20 protein-coding genes are annotated in these 20,604 nt (G+C 72.9%); 13 read left to right on the forward strand and 7 right to left on the reverse strand.

Features of this window, described 5'->3' with window-relative positions; translation table 11 throughout:
- Window positions 1–49 precede the first annotated feature (49 nt).
- The 5 genes from BM314_RS24545 to BM314_RS24565 are packed head-to-tail and all read left to right on the forward strand — an operon-like array spanning window position 50 to window position 4,613.
- Window positions 50–1,642, forward strand: a complete 1,593-nt coding sequence (locus tag BM314_RS24545; protein ID WP_091980853.1) for a chemotaxis protein CheW — start codon at window positions 50–52, stop codon at window positions 1,640–1,642.
- A 50-nt stretch (window positions 1,643–1,692) separates the two neighbouring features.
- Window positions 1,693–2,748: a chemotaxis-specific protein-glutamate methyltransferase CheB gene (cheB, locus tag BM314_RS24550; RefSeq protein ID WP_091980855.1), complete on the forward strand. Its 1,056-nt coding sequence runs from the start codon at window positions 1,693–1,695 to the stop codon at window positions 2,746–2,748.
- Window positions 2,749–2,767: 19 nt separating this feature from the next.
- Window positions 2,768–3,364 (forward strand): HEAT repeat domain-containing protein, encoded by a 597-nt coding sequence (locus BM314_RS24555; RefSeq protein ID WP_091980857.1) that lies wholly within the window; start codon window positions 2,768–2,770, stop codon window positions 3,362–3,364.
- Between the two features lie 12 nt (window positions 3,365–3,376).
- Window positions 3,377–4,240 carry a CheR family methyltransferase gene (locus BM314_RS24560; RefSeq protein WP_091980859.1) on the forward strand — a complete coding sequence of 288 codons (864 nt, stop codon included), beginning with the start codon at window positions 3,377–3,379 and terminating at the stop codon, window positions 4,238–4,240.
- A 1-nt stretch (window position 4,241) separates the two neighbouring features.
- Window positions 4,242–4,613, forward strand: coding sequence for a response regulator transcription factor (locus BM314_RS24565; RefSeq protein WP_091980861.1), 372 nt, complete (start codon window positions 4,242–4,244; stop codon window positions 4,611–4,613).
- Between the two features lie 437 nt (window positions 4,614–5,050).
- Here the strand turns inward: BM314_RS24565 and BM314_RS30020 are convergent, their stop codons facing one another.
- Window positions 5,051–6,028: a hypothetical protein gene (locus BM314_RS30020; RefSeq protein ID WP_170868171.1), complete on the reverse strand. Its 978-nt coding sequence runs from the start codon at window positions 6,026–6,028 to the stop codon at window positions 5,051–5,053.
- On the opposite strand from BM314_RS30020, the gene BM314_RS24575 reads away from it, so the two are divergent.
- The 7 genes from BM314_RS24575 (at window position 6,027) to BM314_RS24605 (ending at window position 12,940) form a co-directional block, all read left to right on the forward strand.
- Window positions 6,027–7,190, forward strand: a complete 1,164-nt coding sequence (locus BM314_RS24575) for a chemotaxis protein CheA (protein ID WP_210187355.1) — start codon at window positions 6,027–6,029, stop codon at window positions 7,188–7,190. The two genes, BM314_RS30020 and BM314_RS24575, sit on opposite strands and share 2 nt — an antisense overlap.
- Window positions 7,190–7,459, forward strand: a complete 270-nt coding sequence (locus tag BM314_RS24580) for a hypothetical protein (RefSeq protein WP_042672513.1) — start codon at window positions 7,190–7,192, stop codon at window positions 7,457–7,459. The genes BM314_RS24575 and BM314_RS24580 overlap by 1 nt, the downstream gene beginning before the upstream one ends.
- Window positions 7,456–8,253, forward strand: a complete 798-nt coding sequence (locus BM314_RS24585) for a ParA family protein (protein ID WP_091980865.1) — start codon at window positions 7,456–7,458, stop codon at window positions 8,251–8,253. Before BM314_RS24580 ends, BM314_RS24585 begins: the two co-directional genes overlap by 4 nt.
- 51 nt (window positions 8,254–8,304) lie before the next feature.
- The gene (locus tag BM314_RS24590; RefSeq protein WP_091980867.1) at window positions 8,305–8,673 is read left to right on the forward strand and encodes a response regulator; all 369 of its coding nucleotides are present in this window, start codon (window positions 8,305–8,307) and stop codon (window positions 8,671–8,673) included.
- Between the two features lie 93 nt (window positions 8,674–8,766).
- Entirely contained in the window at window positions 8,767–10,014 is a 1,248-nt protein-coding gene (locus BM314_RS24595) for a methyl-accepting chemotaxis protein (RefSeq protein WP_107684795.1), read from the forward strand.
- A 138-nt stretch (window positions 10,015–10,152) separates the two neighbouring features.
- Window positions 10,153–11,157 carry a magnesium transporter CorA family protein gene (locus tag BM314_RS24600; protein ID WP_012320756.1) on the forward strand — a complete coding sequence of 335 codons (1,005 nt, stop codon included), beginning with the start codon at window positions 10,153–10,155 and terminating at the stop codon, window positions 11,155–11,157.
- 97 nt (window positions 11,158–11,254) lie between these two features.
- Window positions 11,255–12,940 (forward strand): methyl-accepting chemotaxis protein, encoded by a 1,686-nt coding sequence (locus tag BM314_RS24605; RefSeq protein WP_091980870.1) that lies wholly within the window; start codon window positions 11,255–11,257, stop codon window positions 12,938–12,940.
- A gap of 15 nt (window positions 12,941–12,955) precedes the next feature.
- Here BM314_RS24605 and BM314_RS24610 read toward each other — a convergent pair whose 3' ends face one another.
- The 5 genes from BM314_RS24610 to BM314_RS24630 form a co-directional block, all read right to left on the reverse strand.
- Window positions 12,956–13,276 (reverse strand): DMT family transporter, encoded by a 321-nt coding sequence (locus tag BM314_RS24610; RefSeq protein WP_091980872.1) that lies wholly within the window; start codon window positions 13,274–13,276, stop codon window positions 12,956–12,958.
- 127 nt (window positions 13,277–13,403) lie between these two features.
- Complete coding sequence (locus BM314_RS24615; RefSeq protein ID WP_091980875.1) at window positions 13,404–15,089, reverse strand: B12-binding domain-containing radical SAM protein; 1,686 nt, start codon at window positions 15,087–15,089, stop codon at window positions 13,404–13,406.
- A gap of 264 nt (window positions 15,090–15,353) precedes the next feature.
- Entirely contained in the window at window positions 15,354–16,196 is an 843-nt protein-coding gene (locus tag BM314_RS24620; protein WP_056526302.1) for an SDR family NAD(P)-dependent oxidoreductase, read from the reverse strand.
- Window positions 16,193–16,960: an enoyl-CoA hydratase-related protein gene (locus BM314_RS24625; RefSeq protein ID WP_091980877.1), complete on the reverse strand. Its 768-nt coding sequence runs from the start codon at window positions 16,958–16,960 to the stop codon at window positions 16,193–16,195. The genes BM314_RS24620 and BM314_RS24625 overlap by 4 nt, the downstream gene beginning before the upstream one ends.
- Window positions 16,961–16,970: 10 nt before the next feature.
- Window positions 16,971–18,710 carry an acyl-CoA dehydrogenase gene (locus tag BM314_RS24630; RefSeq protein WP_091980879.1) on the reverse strand — a complete coding sequence of 580 codons (1,740 nt, stop codon included), beginning with the start codon at window positions 18,708–18,710 and terminating at the stop codon, window positions 16,971–16,973.
- A gap of 137 nt (window positions 18,711–18,847) precedes the next feature.
- Here BM314_RS24630 and BM314_RS24635 point away from each other — a divergent pair, with 137 nt between their 5' ends.
- Entirely contained in the window at window positions 18,848–19,846 is a 999-nt protein-coding gene (locus BM314_RS24635) for an L-threonylcarbamoyladenylate synthase (RefSeq protein ID WP_091980902.1), read from the forward strand.
- A 133-nt stretch (window positions 19,847–19,979) separates the two neighbouring features.
- On the opposite strand, the gene wrbA is transcribed toward BM314_RS24635, so the two are convergent.
- A complete protein-coding gene (wrbA, locus tag BM314_RS24640; RefSeq protein WP_091683025.1) occupies window positions 19,980–20,582 on the reverse strand; it encodes an NAD(P)H:quinone oxidoreductase in 603 nt (200 codons plus the stop codon).
- Window positions 20,583–20,604: the final 22 nt, after the last annotated feature.

The following is a 20,604-nucleotide window of genomic DNA, read 5'->3' on the forward strand; positions in this document are numbered from 1 at the left end:
GCCCGGCCGGGACGGCCCCACCCGAATCCTGCTCAGCCCGGAGCCCGCCATGTCCAACGACGCCTCAGCCTCGGCCGCGACCGACCGGTCGGAGACCGCCTCCGCGCTCCAGTTCGTGACCTTCCACGTCGCCCACGAGACCTACGCGGTGCCCCTCGCGGAGGTGCAGGAGATCATCCGCCTGCCCGACATGGTCGACGTTCCCCTGGCACCCCCCGCCCTGGTGGGACTGGCCAACCTGCGCGGCTCGGTCCTGCCGGTGGCGAGCCTGCGGCGGCTGTTCGAGCTGCCCGACCGGGTCCACGACGACGCCGCCCGGGTGGTCGTGGTCGGCCAGGGGTCCGGCGACGGCGGCGGCGCTGGCGCGACCTCCGGCTTCGTGGTCGACCGGATGGCGAGCGTGATCACCGCCGAGCCCGGGGAGATCGAGGGGACCGACGGCCTCACCGCCACCGCGGCGACCGAGCTGCTCGCGGGCGTGATCAAGCGGCCGGCCGGCATCGTGCTGATCATCGATCTCGGGCGCCTGCTGCAGCGCAGCGGGTCCGGGCGCGCCGGCGCAGAGGGCGGGTCGGGCGGACGGAACGCGGTCGGGCCGATCGAGGCCGGCGGCGCGGCCTCGGCGCGGCCGGAGGGCGAGGCCGGGCTCTCCGACGAGATCCAGCTCGTGTCCTTCGAGCTCGCGGGCCAGGAATACGCCCTGCCGATCGAGCAGGTGCAGGAGATCGTCCAGGTCCCCGACCGCGTCAGCGAGCTGCCGAAGGCCGAGCGCCACGTCATCGGTGTGATCAACCTGCGCGACCGGCTGCTGCCCCTGGTCAGCCTGCGGGCGCTGTTCGGGCTGCCGAGCGTGCCCCTGGGAGAGCAGAACCGGATCGTGGTGGTCGCCTCCCGGGAATCCGCCGGCTCCGTCGGCATCGTCACCGACACGGTGAAGGAGGTGCTGCGGGTGCCCCGCGCGGTGGTCGACCCGCTGCCCGACCTGCTCGCGCAGGGCGACGCGCTGCGCGAGGTCGAGGCGATCTGCCGGCTCGGCGGCGGCAGGCGGCTGGTCTCGATCCTGTCGGCCGCCCGCCTGTTCGCCACCACCGGGATCGCCGGCGGCCTCGCCGGCCTCGCCGGCCTCGGAGCCGCAGAGGAGGGCCCCGTGCAGGAACGTCAGACCGCGACCGCGCCGACGCGCGCCGACGAGGAGGAGCAGTTCGTCGTCTTCCGCCTGGCAGACGAGGAGTACGGCGTGCCGATCGACGCCGTGCACGAGATCGTCCGCGTCCCCGAGCAGCTCACCCACGTGCCGCGGACGCCCGGCTTCATCGAGGGCATCGTCAACCTGCGGGGGGCGGTGCTGCCGGTGGTCGACCAGCGCCGCCGCTTCCGGCTCCCGGAGGCCGCGCGCAACGACCGCCAGCGCATCATGGTCTTCGCGATCGCGGGGGTGCGGACCGGCTTCATCGTCGACTCGGTCTCGGAGGTCCTGAAGATCCCCCGCTCGGCCATCGTGCCGGCGCCGGACCTCGCGCAGGACGACGACAGCGCCGTGGAGCGGGTCGCCAACCTCGCCGCCGCCAAGCGGATCATCCTGATGGTGAACGTCGACCGGCTCCTCAGCCGGCACGAGGTCGCGGATCTGCAGGCGGCCTGAGCCGCCGTCTCCGGGCCCGGTCCGAGGCCGCTCCTGCCACGCAACCCGCCATGCCCAAGCTCCTGATCGTCGACGACTCCGCCCTGATGCGCAAACACCTTCGCCTGATCTTCGAGGAGACGGGCCAGTTCGAGGTGCGCACGGCGCGCAACGGCCGCGACGCCCTGGACCAGATCGACAGCTTCGAGCCCGACGTGGTCACCCTCGACATCAACATGCCCGAGATGGACGGACTCACCTGCCTCGGCGAGATCATGGCGGCGCGCCCGCGCCCGGTGGTCATGGTCTCGTCGCTGACCCGCGAGAGCGCCGCCGTGACCCTGGAGGCGATGCAGCTCGGCGCCGTCGATTACGTGGAGAAGCCCGGCGGCACCGTCTCCCTCAACATCGGCGAGGTCCGGGACGAGATGGTCGCCAAGGTCCGCGTCGCGGCCCGGGCCAAGCCCGGCCGCGCCCGCGGCCTCCTCGACCGGGTCCGGCGCGGGCGCGGCGAGATCGCGAAGCGCCGCCCGGCGCCCCGGACCGCGGCCCGCGTGGAGGGCTGCGTCCTGATCGGCGTGTCGACCGGGGGACCGCGGACGCTGGAGGAGATCCTGCCGGAGCTTCCGGCCGACCTGCCCTGGCCGGTCGTGATCGCCCAGCACATGCCGGGCTCCTTCACGGGGGCCTTCGCCCAGCGCCTGGACCGCCTCTGCGCCCTGGGGGTGGTGGAGGTGACCGCCCCGGTCCCCCTCGCGGCGGGCCGCGTCTACATCGGCCGGGGCGACGCCGACGTGGTGATCGAGCGCCGGCTCGGCCGGCTCGCGGTCGCCACCGTCCCGAGCGACCCGGCCCTGCGCTGGCACCCCAGCGTCGACCGCCTCGTCCGCAGCGCCCGGGATCACCTGCTGCCCGAAGCCCTGATCGGCGTCGAACTCACCGGCATGGGCGACGACGGCGCCGCCGCCCTGGCGGCCCTGCGGGCTGCCGGCGGCCGCACCATCGCGGAGGCCGAGTCGAGCGCCGTCGTGTTCGGCATGCCGGCCGAGCTGATCCGCCTCGGCGGCGCGACCCTGACGCTGCCCGCCCGCTCCATCCCGGCCCAGCTCGTCGGCTGGCTGTCCTGAGATCGACACCGAGACTGACATGGCCCTGGTCCGCAAGCACCCCGCCCTCCCCGCGCCGGCGGAAGCCCCGGAGGATCCTCGGATCGCCCTGGAGGGCCCGACGGCCGCCGGGCGCCGCGACGCGGCCCATCGCCTGGCCGCCGATCCCGACGCCGCCGGCCTGCTGGCCGACCGCCTCGCCCGCGAGGCGGACCGGAGCGTCGGCGAGGCGATCCTCGGCGCCCTCGGCCGCATCGGCACCCCGGCGGCGGCCGAGCGCCTGTTCGGCCTGCTGGACTCGGAGGACGTCTGGCTGCGCAACGCCGCGATCGAGACGCTGCAGGAGATGGACGCGGCGGTGCTCGGCGCCCTCGAGCGGGCCCTCGCCGATCCCGACAGCGACCGCCGGATCTTCGCGGTGAACGTGCTGGTCTCCCTGCGCCACCCGGCGGCCGCGACCTACGCCCGCCGGGTCCTGGCCGAGGACGAGCACGTCAACGTCTGCGCCGCCGCCCTCGACGTGCTCGCCGAGATCGGCACGCCCGAGATGGTGCCGGAGATCGAGGCCGCCGCCCGCTTCCCCGACGCGCCGTTCCTGCGCTTCGCGGCCAGGGCCGCCTGCCGCCGCATCACCTGACCGGCGGCCGGCATGACCGCACCGTTCCCGCCGCCGACGCCCGTCGTCACCGATGCCGACTTCGTCCGCTTCCGCGACTTCTTCTACCGCAAGACCGGCATCATGTTCGCCGACAACAAGCGCTACTTCGTCGACAAGCGCCTGCAGGAGCGGATGCTCGCGAGTGCGCTGCCGGTCTTCCGCGACTACTTCAACACACTGCGATTCCAGGCCAGCGGCCAGGAGTTCCAGGCGCTCGTCAACCTGATGACCGTCAACGAGACCTACTTCTACCGCGAGGAGTACCAGTTCCGCTGCCTCGTCCGGTCGATCCTCCCGGAGGTCACCCGGCGCAAGCGGCCGGGCGAGCCGGTGCGGATCTGGTCGGTGCCCTGCTCGACCGGCGAGGAGCCCTACTCGATCGCCTTCCAGCTCCTCGACACGTGGCCGGAGGTCGACCGGTACGACATCGAGATCGTCGCCTCGGACATCGACACCGCCGTGCTCGACCAAGCCAAGCGCGGCCTCTACGGCGACCGCGCGGTCCAGCACGTCCCCCGGGCGACCCTGGAGCGCTACACCCGGCGGGTGCAGGGCGCCCACGAGGTGATCCCGGACATCCGCGACTCGATCGCCTTCGCGCAGGTCAACCTCTCGGACCCGCTCTCGACCCGGCAGTTCCGGGGCTTCGACGTCGTGTTCTGCCGCAACCTGCTGATCTACTTCGACGACGCGTCCCGCCGCGGCGCCGCCCAGACGCTCTACGAGGCGCTCGATCCCGGCGGCTTCGTCTGCCTCGGCCATTCCGAGTCGATGAGCCGGATCTCCGCGCTGTTCGACCTCCGGAAGTTCGCGGAGGCGATCGTCTACCAGAAGCCCCTGAGCGCGGAGGCCTGACATGGCCAGGATCCTCGTCATCGACGACGCCACCACGGTGCGCCTGTACTACCGCGACGTGCTGGAAGAGGCCGGCTTCGCGGTCGAGGAGGCCGTGAACGGCTACGAGGGCTTGGAGAAGGCCGTCGCCGAGGGCTTCGACCTGGTCCTCGTCGACGTGAACATGCCCAAGATGGACGGCTACGCCTTCCTGCGGCAGGGCCGGACCATGCCGGAGCTCCAGGCGGTGCCGGCCGTGATGATCTCCACGGAGAGCGCCAGCGCCGACCGCGCGCGGGCCTTCGCGGCGGGCGCCAACCTCTACCTCGTCAAGCCGGTGCGCCCGGACGCCCTCGTCGCGGTCGCCACCGTGATGGCCGGAGCCGCACCGTGACCAACGCCCTGCTCGCCCAGTTCATTCCCGAGGCCCGCGAGCTCCTGGAGCGCGCGGGGAGCGGCATGCTGGCCCTGGAGAAGTCGCCGGGCGCCGAGTCCCTCGACGACGTCTTCCGGGCGGTGCACACCCTCAAGGGCACGTCCGGCCTGTTCGAGATCGCGCCGCTGACCCATCTGGTCCACGCGGCCGAGGACCTTCTGGTCGAGGTCCGGGCCGGCACGCTCGTCCTGGAACCCGCCATCGTGGACGGGCTCCTCGACAGCCTCGATCTGGTCGGCCACTGGATCGACGTCCTGGAGAGCCGCGCGGTCCTGCCGGACGACGCCGACGCCGTGATGGCGGGCCGGGTGACGGCCCTGCGGGCGTGGCTCCCCGCGGCGATCGAGGCCACCGTCGCGCGGGCCGATTACGGGCCGCCGGACTGGCTCGCCGACCTACCCGAGGCGGACCGGCAGGCCGCCTGGAGGCGCGCCGCGGCCTCGGGCGCCCCCCTGACCGCCTGGCACTACGAGCCCGACGAGACCTGCTTCTTCCGCGGCGACGACCCGGCCCATCTGGTGGCGCAGGCCCCGGGCCTCGTCGCGCTGCGGGTACGGCCGCGCGCCGCAACTCCGTCGCCGGAAACCTGCGATCCGGTGCTGAGCTGGCTCCGCTTCGAGGTTCTGTGCGTCGCCGACGCCGAGGCGGTCGCCGATCATCTGCGCTACGTCGCCGATCAGGTCCGGGTCGGCGCGATCCGGCCGGACGACCTGATCGTCCTGACCGGGACGGAGGATGAGGCCGAGGTGTTCGGCGACTTCGCCGCGCGGGCCGGAACGCTCCTCGCCGAGGACGCCCGGGCGGACCTCGCCGCCGCCGCCGCCGCCCTGCTGGGGATCGTCGGCGCCGGGACCCGGCAGGCCTGCGCCCTGCGCTGGATCGCGGCGCTGGCCGCCACGGCGGAGACCGAGACGCTGCGCCGCCTCGCCGCCGACCTCGGCGGCCCGCGGCCGGCCTCGGGTTCGCCGCCGACCGATCGGCCGCCCGCAGAGGCGCCCGCCCCGGACCTCGCCCTGCGCCAGCAGGCAGAGGCGATCCTCGCCGCGCAGGCCGAGATGCTGGCCGTGCCGACGGACCCGGCCGTCGCGGAGGGCCGGTTCGAGTCCGTGCGCACGGTGGTGCGGCGCTGCCTGCCGCATCTGGTGCCCGGCCGGGCCGCCGCCCTGGAAGCAGCCCTGGGCCGAGCGCGCGGGCGCCACCGAGACCCTCGGCGCCGTCCTCCGCGGCGCGGCGAGCGGCGCGGCCGCCGCACCGCCGATGCCGACACCCTCCGGAGAGCCCGCGCCGCGGCCCACCGCGGCCCCGCCGCCGGCGACCGAGCCGCGCGATGCCCCGGAGGGATCCGGCCCCGACGCCAAGGGTTCGGCGCGCATGCTGCGGGTCGAGCAGGGCAAGGTCGACGCCCTGATGAACTTCGCGGCCGAGCTGACGGTCGCCAAGAACGGGCTCGCCTATCTCGCCGGACGCGTCGAGCAGGTCAGCGGCTCGCGCCAGCTCGGTCGGGAGATCAAGGAGCAGTACGCGGTCATCGACCGGATCGCCCAGAGCTTGCAGGTCGGCGTCATGGCGATCCGCATGATGCCGGTGAGCCAGGTCTTCCAGCGCTTCCCCCGGCTCGTCCGCGACATCACGCGCAAGCTCGGCAAGGAGGTCGAGCTGGTGATCCTGGGCGAGGAGACCGAGGCCGACAAGAACGTGCTGGAGAGCCTCGCCGACCCGCTGATCCACATGGTCCGCAACGCCCTCGATCACGGCATCGAGACCCCCGCGATCCGGATCGCCGCCGGGAAGCCGGCGCGCGGCACCCTGCGGCTCGCGGCGCGGCAGGAGAACGACAACGTCATCATCGAGGTGGCCGATGACGGCCGCGGCATCGACCCGGAGGCGGTCCGCGAGAAGGCGCTGCGCAGCGGCCTGATCGGCCCGGATCAGGCCGCCCAGATGACCGCGGAGGATCTCGTCAACCTCGTCTTCGCGCCCGGCTTCTCGACGCGGGATCAGGTCTCGGACCTCTCGGGGCGGGGCGTCGGGATGGACGTCGTGCGCAGCGCGGTGCGTAGGGCGGGCGGCGACGTCTGGCTCGCGAGCCAGCCGGGCGCGGGCACCTGCGTGACCGTGCAGCTGCCCCTGACCATGGCGGTGACCCGCATCGTCACCGTGGTGGCGCGGGGCCAGCAATACGGGGTCGCCATGGACGCGGTGGCCGAGACCGTGAAGGTTCCGCGGGACCAGATCCACCGGATCAAGCAGCGCGAGACCTTCGTCCTGCGGGACGCGATGATCCCCCTGATCCGGCTCGCCGACAGCCTGGGCCTCCCGGCGGCCTCGGACGCGCCGCCGGAGGAGGAGGCCGTCATGGTCGCCCGTGTCGGACGCGAGCGGGTCGGCATCGTGGTCGACGGCTTCCGCGAGCGCATGGAGGTCATCGTGCGGCCCCTCGACGGTCTCCTCGCCGGCCTCGCGGGCTTCTCCGGGACGGCGCTCCTCGGCGACGGAAGGGTTCTCCTCGTCCTCAACCTGTCGGATCTGCTCTGATGGCCCTCGAACACAGCGGCGCCCGCATCCGGCTCTCGGGCCACTGCCCGGTCGAGGATGCCGAGCCGCTGCTCGATATCCTGCGCGCCACCCCGGAGGCCGTCGTCGACCTCACCGGCGCGGCGTGGCTCCACACGGCGGTCCTCCAGGTGCTGATGGTCGCGGCACCCGCCCTCCGCGGCCGGCCGGCCGGAGCCGTGCCGGCGGCCTGCCTGGCCGCGCTGCCCGAGGCCGCCGCGGAAGGCGCCGCGGAGGCCGAGCGCGGATGACCGAGCCGGGGACCGGGCGCATCCTCGCCGTGGCGAACCGCAAGGGCGGCACCGCCAAGACCACGACGGCCGTGAATCTCGCCGCAAGCCTGGCGGAGGGCGGCCGGCGGGTGCTGCTCGTCGACCTCGACAGCCAGGGCCATGCCGGCCTCGGCTTCGGCGTGCGGGCGAGGCCCGGCGAGCCGACGGTGCACGACCTGTTCCGCGGCACCGGGGTGACGGATCTCGGGCGCGCCGTGCGGCGCACCGCCGTGCCGAACGTGGACGTGCTGCCGGCCGATCGCGGCTTCTCGGGCCCCGACGGCGCTGTCGCGCCCCTCGGCCTCGCGGCGGCGCTGAAGTCCCTGGCGACGGATTACGCGGTGATCCTGATCGACACCGCACCGACGGCCGACGCCCTGCTGATCAGCGCCCTGGCGAGCGCGCACCACGTCCTGGTTCCGACACAGCTCAGCCACCTCGCGGTGGACGGCGTCGGGCAGTTCGCGCGCGCGTTCTTCCGGGTGGCGACGAGCCTCAATCCCGGTCTGCGCGGCCTCTCGATCGTGCCGGTGCAGGTGGATCTCCGGATCACGATGCAGCGGGAGGCCGTCGAGCAGCTCGCGAGCCGGTTCGGCCGGGAGCGCCTCCTGGCTGGGATCCGCACGGACATCGCTCTGGCGGAGGCCTTCGGATGCGGACGGCCGGTTCGGTACGTGAAGCCCCGTGCGCGGGCGGTGCAGGACTTTGAGCTGTTATGCGACCAAGTCATGGAAAAATGCATTGCCGGGCAGATTGGAACGATTAAAACTTAGCCGTTCGCACAGACATGGAGTTCAGAGCGAGAGATGAATACGATATTACTGGTGGACGACTCACCGACCATTCTTTCAAGCATGTCAGGAATACTTCGCAGTTCGGGATATGAAACCAAACAGGCTGCCGATGCCGAGACGGCACTCGCGAAGGTCAAGGCAGGCCTGAAGCCGGCCCTCGTGATCACGGACTTCCACATGCCCGGCATGGATGGCGTCCAGTTGATCCAGGAGTTGCGGAAGCTCGCGCCGACCCGCTTCACGCCGATGCTCGTTCTCACGACGGAATCGCAGCAGGAGAAGCGCGACGGCGCGCGCCAGGCGGGGGCGACCGGCTGGCTGGTGAAGCCGGTCCAGGCCGACAAGCTGCTGCAGGTCCTCACACAGGTCGCCCCCGCGATTCAGCGCCGCGCCGCCTGATCCGGGCGCCCCCTCTCCGCTGAAGCCCGCTCCGCGGGCCTCGGCCTCGCCCGGCCCCGCGCCACCGTTTCCGACCGAATGACCGTTCCCGCGATGCAGATTGCTGCCCGTCCCTCCGCGAAGACCGAGCTGCGGACGCTCCTGCTCAGTGCCGCGGCCGGCGGCGCGGTCGGGGCCGTGCCGCTGATCCTGGGGATCGCGCAGCCGGCGCAGCTCCTCTTCGCGGCCGCCGCCGCGCTCTGCGGGGGCCTCGTGACCCGCGGGCTGCAACCGTCCTGCCGCGCGGTCGAGCCGGATGCCCCGCCGATGGCGGTCACGCTTCGGGCCGAACCGGCGGCCGCCCCGGCGCACGGAGCGGCCTGCGCCGAGGCCGTGGCCCGGGATCTCGGCGACCTCGACCCCTATTTCGCCGTGACGGGCGAGCAGCTGCGCAGCATCGTCGCGCAGACCGAGGCGGCCGCCGCCGCGATCCTCGCCTCGCTGCAGAGGCTCGACGCCGCCCAGGCGCGCAGCGCCGCCTGCATCGGCGGCGCGCACGACCGCATCGTCGGCTTCGCCGAGCAGAGCGACGCCGCGCTGCAATCCCTGGCGGCGGCCCTCGGCGCCTATCTCGACCGGCGCCTGAACGAGACCCGCGAGGAACGCGGCACCGTCGAAGTGGCCGTCGGGCAGATGCGCGGGCTCGATGCCCTGATCCTCAGCCTCGAGAAGGTCGGGGCGGCGACCCGGATGCTGGCGCTCAACGCCAACATCGAGGCGGCCCGCGCCGGGGCCCACGGAGCCGGCTTCCGGGTCATCGCCCGGGAGCTCCAGGATCTCGCGCAGACCTCCCAGACCGCGATGGCCGAGGCGCGCGTGCAGGTGGCGGACGCGCAGCAGACGATCAGCCGGGTGCTGATCGCCGATCGCGGGGACGACGCGACCCGCACCGAGCAGGAGCGCCTCCGCGCGCTGATGGCCGAACTCGGCGGGATCGCCGAGACGACCACCCGGGTCCTCCTCGGGATGGCGCGGACGGACCTCGCCGAGGTCAAGGCGCAGAATGCGGCGGTGGGCGACGAGGTGCTGTCGGTCTTCGGCCAAGTTCAGTTCCAGGACGTCGTCCGCCAGCAGATCGAGGCGGTCGATGCCGCCAACGCGGCGCTGCAGCTCTGCCTCGACGGCCTGCGCCGGCGACTGATCGGCACCGGGCCGGGGCGGGCGAGCGCGCCGGCGGCGATCCTCGAGACCGCGCGGGCGCGCTACGTCACCCAGATCCAGCGCCGCGTCGACGCCCAAGCCCTCGACCAAGTCGTCGACCAAGCCCTCGACCCGGTAGCGCCCGACATCGAGCTGTTCTGACGGGGCGGGCCGCGATGTCACGGAAGCGTCAGAAAACAGCGCCACATCCGCGGCACAGCTTGCATCGACCGTCGCGGTGCCGGATGCGGGCTGCGGCCCCGCGCTGTCCCGTGACCGATCCGCATCCGAGACCCGTACGTGATCTTCATCCACCAGCCCGCCGTCGGCGCCGGAGCCACGCTGCTTGAGCGCCGCGTCATCGATCTCCAGGACACGATCCCCGAGGACACGGTCTGGCTCGATCTGATCCGCCCGAGCCGCGAGGAGGAACTGAAGGTCGAGTCGTTCGCGGGCATCGAGGTGCCGACCCGCGAGGAGATGAAGGACATCGAGCCCTCGGAGCTGCTCTACGTCGAGGACGGCGCCCGTTACATGACCGGCCGGGTGCTCTCGAAGGTCAGCGACGCCGAGGAGCCGGGGCTGGCCGGCATCACCTTCATCCTGCGCGGCAACCGGCTGGTGACGGTGCGCCACGAGGAGCCGCAGGCCTTCCGCATGTACACGCAGCGCGCCGGGCGCTCGATGGGCAACGGCGGCGCCTCGACACCCTCGGGCGAATCGATCCTGGCCGGGCTGATCGAGGCGGTGATCGACCGGGCCGCCGACGTGCTGCAGCTCCAGGGCGAGCGCATCGACCGCCTGTCGGGCAAGATCTTCGAAGTGCAGGAGGACCCCTCGGCCCGCAACACCGCGCTGCAGGACACGCTGCGGGCGCTGGGCCGGCACGGCGATCTCATCTCCAAGCAGCGCGAGAGCCTCGTCTCAATGGAGCGGATCCTGCTCTCGCTGTCGGCGACCTACCGGACCAACAAGGCCCCGCGCGACCTGCGCGAGGACGTGCGCTCGACCCTGCGGGATCTTCAGTCCCTCGAGGAGCACGCCACCTTCCTGTCGACGAAGATCCAGTTCCTGCTCGACGCGACCTTGGGGCTCGTCAACCTCGAGCAGAACAACATCATCAAGCTGTTCTCGGTCATGGCGGTCGTCTTCATGCCGCCGACCCTGATCGCGTCGATCTACGGCATGAATTTTAAGTCCATACCGGAACTAGATTTCGCCTTCGGATACCCGATGGCGCTGATCATGATGGTCGTGGCGGCGGTATTTCCCTACTTCTTCTTCCGGTGGAAGAAGTGGCTCTGACAACAAACGCCGATATAGAGCCGACAGAATCTTAAGACCTCCACGGGAGCATGGTTGGGCCTGAAGGCGCGGCGCGGCCGCGTAGACGGAACCTCCCATGCGCTTCTCCCTCAAGACGATCCTCGCCGGTGCCATCGGCCTGCTCGCCCTCGCCGCCGTGGGCCAGGGGATCGCCAGCGTCGTGAGCCTGTCGGAGATCGAGCGGAACGCCGCGGCCATCTCGCAGCAGGCCCTGCCCGTGCAGAACCAGGCCGAGGCCATCGGGACGGCCGTGCGGGACGCGCGCCTGCGCCTCTACCGCCTCGCGGTGGCCTCGCCCGACGCCGCGGCCCTGGACAGGAACCAGACGGCCCTGACCGACGCCCTCGGCGAGCTGTCCGGCCTCCGGCAAGCCTATCAGGACCGCCTGACGAGCCCGCAGGCCCGGGCGATCTACGAGCGCTTCACCAATGCGTGGAACGCCTACCAGAACGTCCAGCTGCAGGTGGTCGAGCTGATGATCGCGGGCGATCAGCCGGGCGCCCTCGCGCTCGTGCTGGATCCCGCGACGGGCGCGCAGAACGACGCCGCGGTGGCCAGCCTGACCGAGTCGATCGCGGCAGCGCGGGGCCAGACCGAGGCCAACGTCACCCAGACCGTGCAGGCGGCGACGCGGGCCAAGCTGATCGCGCTGATCGCCACGGTGGTCGGCCTCGCGGTCGCGGCGGCCGCGATGCTGTTCGCCCTGTTCGGGATCGCGCGCCCCATCGAGCGCATGACCGGCGCGATGGGCCGCCTCGCCGAGGGCGACGAGACCGTGCCGGTCCCGCATACGGGGCGCCGCGACGAGATCGGCGCGATGGCGGCGGCCGTGCAGGTCTTCAAGGACAACCTGATCCACACCCGTGCCCTGGAGCGGGAGACCGCCCTGGCGCGGGACGGCGCCGAGGCGCAGCGCCGGCGCGCGGTCCACGCCATGGCCGAGTCCTTCGAGGCCGCGGTCGGCGGCGTGCTGGCCCGGGTGGCGGACGCCGCCCTCGGCCTGCGGGCCGACGCCGAGGCGATGAGCGGCACGGCCACGCACACCGCGGAGCGCTCGGCCACGGTGGCGGGCGCCGCCCAGGAGGCCGCCCAGCATGTCGGCACGGTCGCGGCGGCCGCGGAGGAACTCGGCGCCTCGGTGCAGGAGATCGGCCGCCAGGTCGACGGGTCCGCCGAACTCGCCCGGAGCGCGGTGGTCCAGGCCGGCGACACGGCCGGCCTCGTGCAGGAACTGAGCACCGCCGCGGGCCGGATCGGCGACGTCGTGCGCCTCATCACCGACATCGCCGGCCAGACGAACCTGCTGGCGCTGAACGCCACGATCGAGGCGGCCCGCGCCGGCGATGCGGGGCGCGGTTTCGCGGTGGTCGCCAGCGAGGTGAAGCAGCTCGCCGCCCAGACCGCCCGGGCCACCGAAGAGATCGCCGGTCAGGTCGGCCGTATCCAGGGCGCGACCGGGCAGACCGTGGACGCGATCGACGGGATCACGGCGCGCATCCGCGAGATCGACGGGGTGGCGACCTCGATCGCGGCCGCCGTCGAGCAGCAGGGCGCGGCGACCCGGGAGATCGCCCGGAACGTGGCCGAGGCGGCGTCCGGGACCGGCGCGGTCACCGGGACGATCGACGCGGTGGCGCGGGCGGCCGACGACACCGGCACGGCCGCCACGCGGATGCTGGCCTCGGCGTCGAGTCTCTCGGAGGAGGCCGCTGAGCTGCGCCGGGAGATCGACGCCTTCCTGCACACCGTGCGCGCGGCCTGAGGCTCGGCCTCAGGCTCAGCCGGGGCTCGACAGCTTCATCAGGACGAGCCCGGAGCCGATCAGGCCGGCCGCGAGGATCCGGCTGGCGCTCGCCTGCTCCCCCAGCACGGCGATGCCGACCAGGAAGGCGCCGACCGCGCCGGTTCCGGTCCAGATCGTGTAGGCGGTGCCCAGGGGCAGCGTGCGCATGGCCAGCGCTAGGAAGCCGACGCTGCCGGCCATCGACACGGCCATGATGGCGGTCGGCCAGAGGCGCGTGAAGCCCTCCGACTGCTTCATCGCGAAGGCCCAGACGACCTCCAGCACGCCCGCGGTGACGAGATAGATCCAGGCCACGGCGGCCCTCCCGAAAGGGCCGGGCCGTCCCGGACTTGTGCCCCGCGTGGCGGGGGGAGGACGTGGCCTCGCGGCGGGTCAGCTAGCGATGATCGGCCGAGCCCGCAAGCACCTCGCCGCGGATCCCTCAGGCCACCGCGGCGAGGTGCTTGACCTCGGCCTTGGCCACCACCTTGCCGACCGGCGGCGCCTTGCAGGTCTCCGCCTCGGGCGCCAGGATCGGCGGCTGCACCCAGCGGCCGGCATCGAGGTCGGCGATCCGGCCGTTGATCTCGCGGATGACGTAGCGCGAGAACGGGTAGACGTGGAGGTAGATCACCATGTTGGTGACCACGGCCTCCAGGGCGGCTGGGTTGCGGCGGGCAGTCTCCAGGAACACGCTCCAGAAGTGCTTGGCGAGTTCCGGACGCCGCACGGTCATCCGCCAGCACACCCGCAGCAGCGAGTAGAGATCGTGGGCGATGTGGCCCCAGTTGAGCTTCTGGGCGACGAATTTCGGCCGCTTCACCCGCCGGGCGACCACCCGGACCCGGTCGAAGAAGTTCGGCGGGTCGTAGATCTCCTGGAGGACGTCGCGGTAGTCGGCCAGCACGTCGCGCTGCGGCCGCAGGGTCACGAAGTTGATGCCCTGCGTGCACTGGTCGCCCTGGTCGGCGGTGGTCGCCGCGTAGTTCTCGTAGAGGCGGCCCTCCTTGCGCAGGCGGCGCGAGAGCTGCGTGTTCGGCAGCGCGAAGAGCAGGCCGACCATGGCGATCGGGATGCCGGTCTGGCCGATGCACAGCGACATCGCCTTGCTGATGCTGTCCTTCTCGGTGTCGAAGCCGACGATGAAGCCGGCCGTGACGAACATGCCGTGCTCGTAGAGCTTGTGCACGCTGTCGGCGATGGACCGCTTGGTGTTCTGCTTCTTCTGGGTCTGGATCAGCGTCGCCTCGTCGGGCGTCTCGATCCCGGTGAACAGGGCGAAGAAATTCGCGTCCCGCATCATCCCGAGCAGCTCGTCGTCGTCCGCGAGGTTCAGCGAGGCCTCGGTGGAGAACTTGAACGGGTAGCCGTGCGCCTCCTGCCACCGGATCAGGTGCGGCAGGAACAGCTTGATCGCCTTCTTGTTGCCGATCAGGTTGTCGTCGACGAAGTCGACGTGGCCGCGGTAGCCGAGGCCGTAGAGCCGGTCGAGCTCCGCCAGCATCTGCGGCGTGGTCTTGGTCCGCGGGGCGCGGCCGTAGAGCTCGATGATGTCGCAGAACTCGCAGGTGAACGGGCAGCCGCGCGAGAACTGGACGCCGATGTAGAGGTAGTGGCTGAAGGTCAGCAGGTCGAAGCGCGGGATCGGGCTCTTGGTGACGTCGGCCTTGAACTTCTCGGCCGTGAGCCGGCCGCGGCGCTCGCCGGCCTCCCAGGCGGCCACGAACTTGTCGAGAATGCCCTCGGCCTCGCCCAGCACCAGGAAGTCGGCCTTGTCGTAGACCTCCGGCGTCGAGGTCGGGGCCGGGCCGCCGACGCAGACCGGGGTTCCGAGCGCCACACAGCGGTCGATGACCACGAGGCAGTCCGGCTCCTGGGGCAGCATGCCGCCGGTCATCACGAGGTCGGCGGCCTGGATCTGTGCGTCCGTCAGTTCCTCGCAGTTGCGGTTGACGAGCGTCACCTGCCAGGCCGGCGGCAGCATCGCGGCCAGCGTGATGAGGCCCAGCGGCGGCGCCGGCGCGCGGGCGCCCTGCAGCTCCATGGCCTCTTTGAAGTTCCACATCGAGTTTTCGTAGAACTTCGGGAACACCATCAGCACGCGCGGGGCCGTGTTCGCTTCCGACATGCCAGTTTCCCTCGTTCACACGCACGGTCCCGGCCCGACCGGAGATCGGGGCGGGTACAGGATCGCTCCCCTGACCTGCGGGCGAATTAAGGCCGTTTTTCGCTCCCGCAGCAATCGGAGCCGCCGATCCCGACAGGACGCGCGTCCGGGCCCCGCGAATCAACCCCGCCGACGGGTCCCGGGGCGGATCCGGCCCGTTTGCCGCGGGGCTGCGCCATTCGGGCGACAGGTCCCGCCAAAATCGTCCCGGCCCGTCACGGCCTGTCACGGCCCGACGCGGAACCGCTCCGGCCGCGTCCCATCGGCGTCGGTGAAGCCGTAGATCCGCGCGAGGTCGCCGGCATGCAGCACGGCGCCCGCCCGGGCGGCGATGTCGGGGTCGGCGGCGAGCGCCGCGAGCGCCCGGCCGGCGTAGAGCGGGCTCTCGGTGGCGTGCTGCTCCTGGCCGAGATCGCGCGCCCGCTCGGTGGCGACGAAGCCCGGCGAGAGGCCGAGGGCGGTGACGCCGTGGGGCGCGAGTTCCCGGGCGAAGGCCAGGGTCAGCCGGTTGGTCGCGGCCTTGGCGGAATCGTAGAACACGTCGCCGAGGTAATCCTCGGTCCCGAAGGAGACGAGCGCCAGCAGCCCGGCCCGCGCCGCCACCATGGCGGGGGCGACCGCCCGGGCGAGCAGCAGGGCCGGGAGCGGCCCGGCCTCGAGGAGGCCGATGTACGGCTCCGCCGAGCGGCGCCAGAACGGCGTGCCCCAGCCGGCCCCGTCCGGGTAGCGCTCGCCGTCGTAGCCCTCGTTGCCGCTCCACACGCTGCAGGCCGCGACGTCGATCCGCCCGAACCGGCGCAGCGCCCAGTGAACCAGCGCGTCGGTGGCCCGCTCGGAGCGGTGGTCGCACAGGTAGTGGTGCCCGCGCCCGCCGGCCGCGTCGACCGCGCGGGCCGTGTCCTCGATCGCCTCCGCGCGCATCTCGGTGCGCGGGCCGGTCTCGCTGGAGCGGGCCGTGACGATCACCGTGGCCCCCGCCTCGCCCAGCGCCCGGGCGAGGCCCCGGCCGACGCCCCGCGACGCGCCCGCGACGAGGCAGATCTTCTGGGAGAGGTCGGGCGGGCTCACGCCGAGGCGGCGGGCTTCGACCGCGACAGGAAGGCGGCGAGCCGCTCCTGGGATTCGGGCGAGCGCAGCTGCGCGTCGAAGGCTTTCGCCTCAGCCTCCAGGGCCGCCTCGACCTGCGCCTGGTCGCCCCGGATCAGTGCCCGGGACGCCGTCAGCGCCCCGCGCGGCAGGGCGGCGAGGCGCGCGGCCTGCGCGATGGCCTGCTCGACCAGCATGTCGGCGGGCAGCACCGCGTTGACGAGGCCCAGGGCCTGCGCCTCGTCGGCCTCGAGCGGCCGGGACAGGAGCAGCAGCTCGGTCGCCCGGAGCCGGCCGACCCGCAGGGGCAGCAGGTAGCTCGACGCCGCCTCCGGCACGAGGCCGAGCTCGACGAAGGGCATGCGCAGGCGCGCCGCCGGGCTCGCGTAGACGAGGTCGCAGTGCAGGCAGAGGGTCGCGCCGATGCCGACCGCGATCCCGTCGACCGCCGCCACCATCGGGGTGCGGGTCCGGACGAGCTGGCGGATGAAGGCCAGCGCCGGCGAGGAACTGAATCCATCACCGGCATGCCCCATGAAATCGGCGAGGTCGTTGCCGGCGCTGAACATGCCGGGCTGCCCGGCGAAGACCACGGCGCCGACCGCGTCCGACGCGTCGGCCTGCGCCAGGCCCGCGCGCATCGCGTCGTACATGGCGCCCGTGAGGGCGTTCTTCTTCTCGGGGCGGTTCAGGGTGATCAGGCGGACGCCGCCCGCGAGGTCGTCGATCGTGACGGGTTCGGCCATGATCCGCTCCTCAAACCGCCAGCGCCAGGGCGGCGTCGTCCGTGAAGGCGCCGCCCTCGACCACCGCCTGCTCCAGGCCGGAGGCGGCCACCAAGAGGTTCTCGGCGTAGAACCGCGCGAGCGCGATGCGGGCCGCGTGCGCCGGAACCGTCTCGCCCGCCTTCCGGGCGGCGCTCGCGGCGAGCGCGCCCCGGGCGAGGCAGGCGGCGCCCAGCGTCAGGCCGAACAGGCGCAGGTACGGCGTCGCGCCGGCGAGCGCCGCCTCGGGGCGGTTCGAGCTCAGCGCGGCGAGCTGGTGGCTCGTCGCCCGGTCGAGGCTGCCGATCCCGTCGCGCAGCCGCGCCGCCATGTGGCCGAAGGCGGGGTCGCCGGCCTTGAGCAGTCCCTCCGCGGCGCGGCGCATCCAGGCGATCTGCGACCGCGCGGTGGCCCCGCCGTTCAGCGGCAGCTTGCGGGCGGTGAGGTCGATGGCCTGGATGCCGTTGGTCCCCTCGTAGATGCCGAGGATGCGGGCGTCGCGCATGAGCTGCGCCGCGCCGGTCTCCTCCACGAAGCCCATGCCGCCGTGGACCTGCACGCCGAGCGAGGTCACCTCATTGGCGAGGTCCGTCGCGAACGCCTTCGCGACCGGGGTCAGCAGCGAGGCGCGGTCCAGGGCCGCCTGCCCCTCCGGTCCCTTCGACGCGTCGAGGGCCGCGGCGGTGAGGTAGCAGATGGCGCGGGCGGCGGCCGTCGAGGCCTTCATGGTGAGCAGCATGCGCTGCACGTCCGGATGGGCGGCGATCGGGCTGGTCGCCTCGGCGGCGCCCACCGCCTTGCCCTGGCGGCGCTCCTGCGCATAGGCGAGCGCCCGCTGGGTCGCGGCCTCGGCGATTCCGACGCCCTGCAGGCCGACATTGAGCCGCGCCGCGTTCATCATCGTGAACATGCAGGCCAGACCCTTGTTCTCCTGGCCGATCAGCCAGCCGGTGGCGCCGCCGCCGTCGCCGAACGCCATCGAGCAGGTCGGCGAGGCGTGGATGCCGAGCTTGTGCTCGATGCCGGAGCAGCGCAGGTCGTTGCGGGTGCCGTCCGGCAGCACCTTCGGCACCAGGAACAGGGAGATGCCCCGCGTGCCGGCGGGCGCGTCGGGCAGCCGGGCCAGGACGAGGTGGACGATGTTGTCGGCGAGGTCGTGCTCGCCGTAGGTGATGTAGATCTTGTTGCCGGTGATCCGGTAGGTGCCGTCGCCCGCCGGCACCGCCCGGGTGCGCAGGAGGGCGAGGTCGGAGCCCGCCTGCGGCTCGGTCAGGTTCATGGTGGCGGGCCATTCACCCGAGACCAGCTTCGCGAGGTAGCGCGCCTTCAGGTCGTCCGAGCCGTGGGCCGCGAGCGCCTCGATGCCGCCCTGGGTCAGGAGCGGGCAGAGGCCGAAGGCGAGGTTGGCGCCGTTCCACATCTCGGTGCAGGCGGCCTCGATCAGCTTCGGCAGGCCCTGGCCGCCGTGGTCGGCCTCGGCTGAGAGCCCGTTCCAGCCGCCCTCCGTGAAGGTGCGGTAGGCCTCGCGCCAGCCGGGCGGCGTGGTGACCTGCCCGTCCGCGAAGGGGGTGCCGTGCCGGTCGCCGACCCGGTTGAGCGGCGCGATCACGCCGGCGGCGATCCGCCCGGCCTCGGTCAGGATCGCCTCGGCGTCGTCGGGATCGACCGCGTCGAGCCCGGCCACGTGCCGCAGCGTGAAGAGCATTTCGCGGACCGGGGCGCGGTAACTCATACGATCCTCCCGTGTGGCGACCCGCCCGCGCGTTCGATCCGCGGCGGGTTTGACCGCGCCCGCGCACCGGCGCTAGGGCGGGGCGAGGATAGGCGCGCGGGGCTCGCACCGCCATGACCTCGGAGACGGCTTCCCGCATGAACGATCCCGGGTCAACGGTCCCGGCCGCGACCCGGCGGCTCACCGCCGACGCGGCCGGCCTCGCGGAGGCCGCCGCTCTCCTGCGGGCTGGCCGCCTCGTCGCCTTCCCCACCGAGACCGTCTACGGGCTCGGGGCGGACGCAACCGACCCCGGGGCGGTGACGGGCATCTTCGCCGCCAAGGCGCGGCCGCGCTTCAACCCGCTGATCTCGCACCTGCCCGACGCGGCGGCGGCCCTGGCGGAGGGGGTCTTCGACGCGCCGGCGCGCCGCCTCGCGGAGGCCTTCTGGCCCGGCCCCCTCACCCTGGTGGTCCCGGCGCACGCGGGCACGCGGGTCTGCGACCTCGCCCGCGCCGGCCTGCCGAGCCTCGCCCTGCGGGTTCCGGCGCACCCGCTCGCGCGCGCGCTCCTCGCCGAGGCCGGGCGGCCGGTCGCGGCGCCCTCGGCCAACCGCTCCGGGCGGGTGAGCCCGACCCGGGCCGCCCACGTCCTCGACGATCTCGCCGGCCGCATCGCCGCGGTGCTCGACGGCGGCGACACGCCGGTGGGCGTCGAGTCGACGGTGGTGGCCTGCCTCGGCGGCACGCCGCGGCTGCTGCGGCCCGGCGGCGTCACCCGGGCGGCGCTCCGGGAGGTGCTCGGCCTCGATCCGGCAGCGCCCGCGGCGGCGGATGCCGACCGGCCGGCGGGCCCGGGCATGCTCGCCTCGCACTACGCACCGCGGGCGCGGGTCCGGCTCGACGCGGTGCGGATCGCACCCGGCGAGGCGGTCCTGCTGTTCGGCTCGCATCTCCCGGCGGATCACGAACTCGCGCGGGCCAGCGTCAACCTGAGCCCGGCGGGCGATCTCGCCGAGGCCGCTTCCCGGCTGTTCGGCGCCCTGCGCGACCTCGACGCCTCGGGGGCGGAGACCATCGCGGTCGCGCCGATCCCCGAGGACGGGCTCGGCGAGGCGATCCGAGATCGCCTCGCCCGGGCGGCCGCGCCCCGCTGACGGCGGAGAATTTTTCGCCGGCCGCGGAACAGAGTTCGGCCTGATCCGTTTACTGATCACGAAGGCCTTCTCAGCCCCCAATGGCCTTTTTCCTTTCAGGCTCGGAGCAATCCGAGCCTTTTTTCTTGGCTTCTCAGTCTCGGGCCAGCTTGGCGGCAATGCCCGCCACGTGGCGGCCCTGGAACCGCGCGCCCTCTAGCTCGACGGCGCTCGGCTGGCGGGAGCCGTCGCCGTCCGCGATCGTGCTGGCGCCGTAGGGCGTGTTGCCCTTCACCGCCTCGACGCCCGCCTGCCCCTGGAAGCTGTAGGGCAGGCCGACCACCACCATGCCGTGGTGGAACAGCACCGTGTGGAAGCTCGTCAGCGTCGTCTCCTGGCCGCCGTGCTGGGAGGCCGTGGAGGTGAAGACCGAGCCGACCTTGCCGACCAGGGCGCCCTTCATCCAGAGCCCCCCGGTCTGATCGATGAACTGCTTCATCTGCGAGGCCATGTTGCCGTAGCGGGTCGGCGTGCCGAAGATGATCGCGTCGTAGTCGGCGAGCTCGGCGACGGTCGCGACCGGCGCCGCCTGATCGAGCTTGAAGTGGCTCTGCCGGGCGACCTCCTCCGGGACCAGCTCGGGCACGCGCTTGACGACGACCTCGGCCCCCGTCTCGCGGGCGCCCTCGGCGACGGCGTAGGCCATCTGCTCCACGTGACCGTAGGTCGAGTAGTACAGCACCAGAACCTTCGCCATGGGATGGTCTCTCCTGCGTGTC

Origin of the sequence: Methylobacterium sp. 13MFTsu3.1M2, from assembly GCF_900112625.1 — a bacterium.
Classification (GTDB): domain Bacteria; phylum Pseudomonadota; class Alphaproteobacteria; order Rhizobiales; family Beijerinckiaceae; genus Methylobacterium.

Excerpts from the sequence above, each read along its gene's own strand:
- BM314_RS24630 (WP_091980879.1), bottom strand. The coding sequence starts at position 18,710 with ATGAGTTACCGCGCCCCGGTCCGCGAAATGCTCTTCACGCTGCGGCAC.
- BM314_RS24575 (WP_210187355.1), top strand. The coding sequence starts at position 6,027 with ATGCTGCGGGTCGAGCAGGGCAAGGTCGACGCCCTGATGAACTTCGCG.
- BM314_RS24555 (WP_091980857.1), top strand. The coding sequence starts at position 2,768 with ATGGCCCTGGTCCGCAAGCACCCCGCCCTCCCCGCGCCGGCGGAAGCC.
- BM314_RS24565 (WP_091980861.1), top strand. The coding sequence starts at position 4,242 with ATGGCCAGGATCCTCGTCATCGACGACGCCACCACGGTGCGCCTGTAC.
- BM314_RS24545 (WP_091980853.1), top strand. The coding sequence starts at position 50 with ATGTCCAACGACGCCTCAGCCTCGGCCGCGACCGACCGGTCGGAGACC.
- BM314_RS24585 (WP_091980865.1), top strand. The coding sequence starts at position 7,456 with ATGACCGAGCCGGGGACCGGGCGCATCCTCGCCGTGGCGAACCGCAAG.
- cheB (WP_091980855.1), top strand. The coding sequence starts at position 1,693 with ATGCCCAAGCTCCTGATCGTCGACGACTCCGCCCTGATGCGCAAACAC.
- BM314_RS24625 (WP_091980877.1), bottom strand. The coding sequence starts at position 16,960 with ATGGCCGAACCCGTCACGATCGACGACCTCGCGGGCGGCGTCCGCCTG.
- BM314_RS24635 (WP_091980902.1), top strand. The coding sequence starts at position 18,848 with ATGAACGATCCCGGGTCAACGGTCCCGGCCGCGACCCGGCGGCTCACC.
- BM314_RS24595 (WP_107684795.1), top strand. The coding sequence starts at position 8,767 with ATGCAGATTGCTGCCCGTCCCTCCGCGAAGACCGAGCTGCGGACGCTC.
- BM314_RS24580 (WP_042672513.1), top strand. The coding sequence starts at position 7,190 with ATGGCCCTCGAACACAGCGGCGCCCGCATCCGGCTCTCGGGCCACTGC.
- wrbA (WP_091683025.1), bottom strand. The coding sequence starts at position 20,582 with ATGGCGAAGGTTCTGGTGCTGTACTACTCGACCTACGGTCACGTGGAG.
- BM314_RS30020 (WP_170868171.1), bottom strand. The coding sequence starts at position 6,028 with ATGCGCGCCGAACCCTTGGCGTCGGGGCCGGATCCCTCCGGGGCATCG.
- BM314_RS24560 (WP_091980859.1), top strand. The coding sequence starts at position 3,377 with ATGACCGCACCGTTCCCGCCGCCGACGCCCGTCGTCACCGATGCCGAC.
- BM314_RS24605 (WP_091980870.1), top strand. The coding sequence starts at position 11,255 with ATGCGCTTCTCCCTCAAGACGATCCTCGCCGGTGCCATCGGCCTGCTC.
- BM314_RS24615 (WP_091980875.1), bottom strand. The coding sequence starts at position 15,089 with ATGTCGGAAGCGAACACGGCCCCGCGCGTGCTGATGGTGTTCCCGAAG.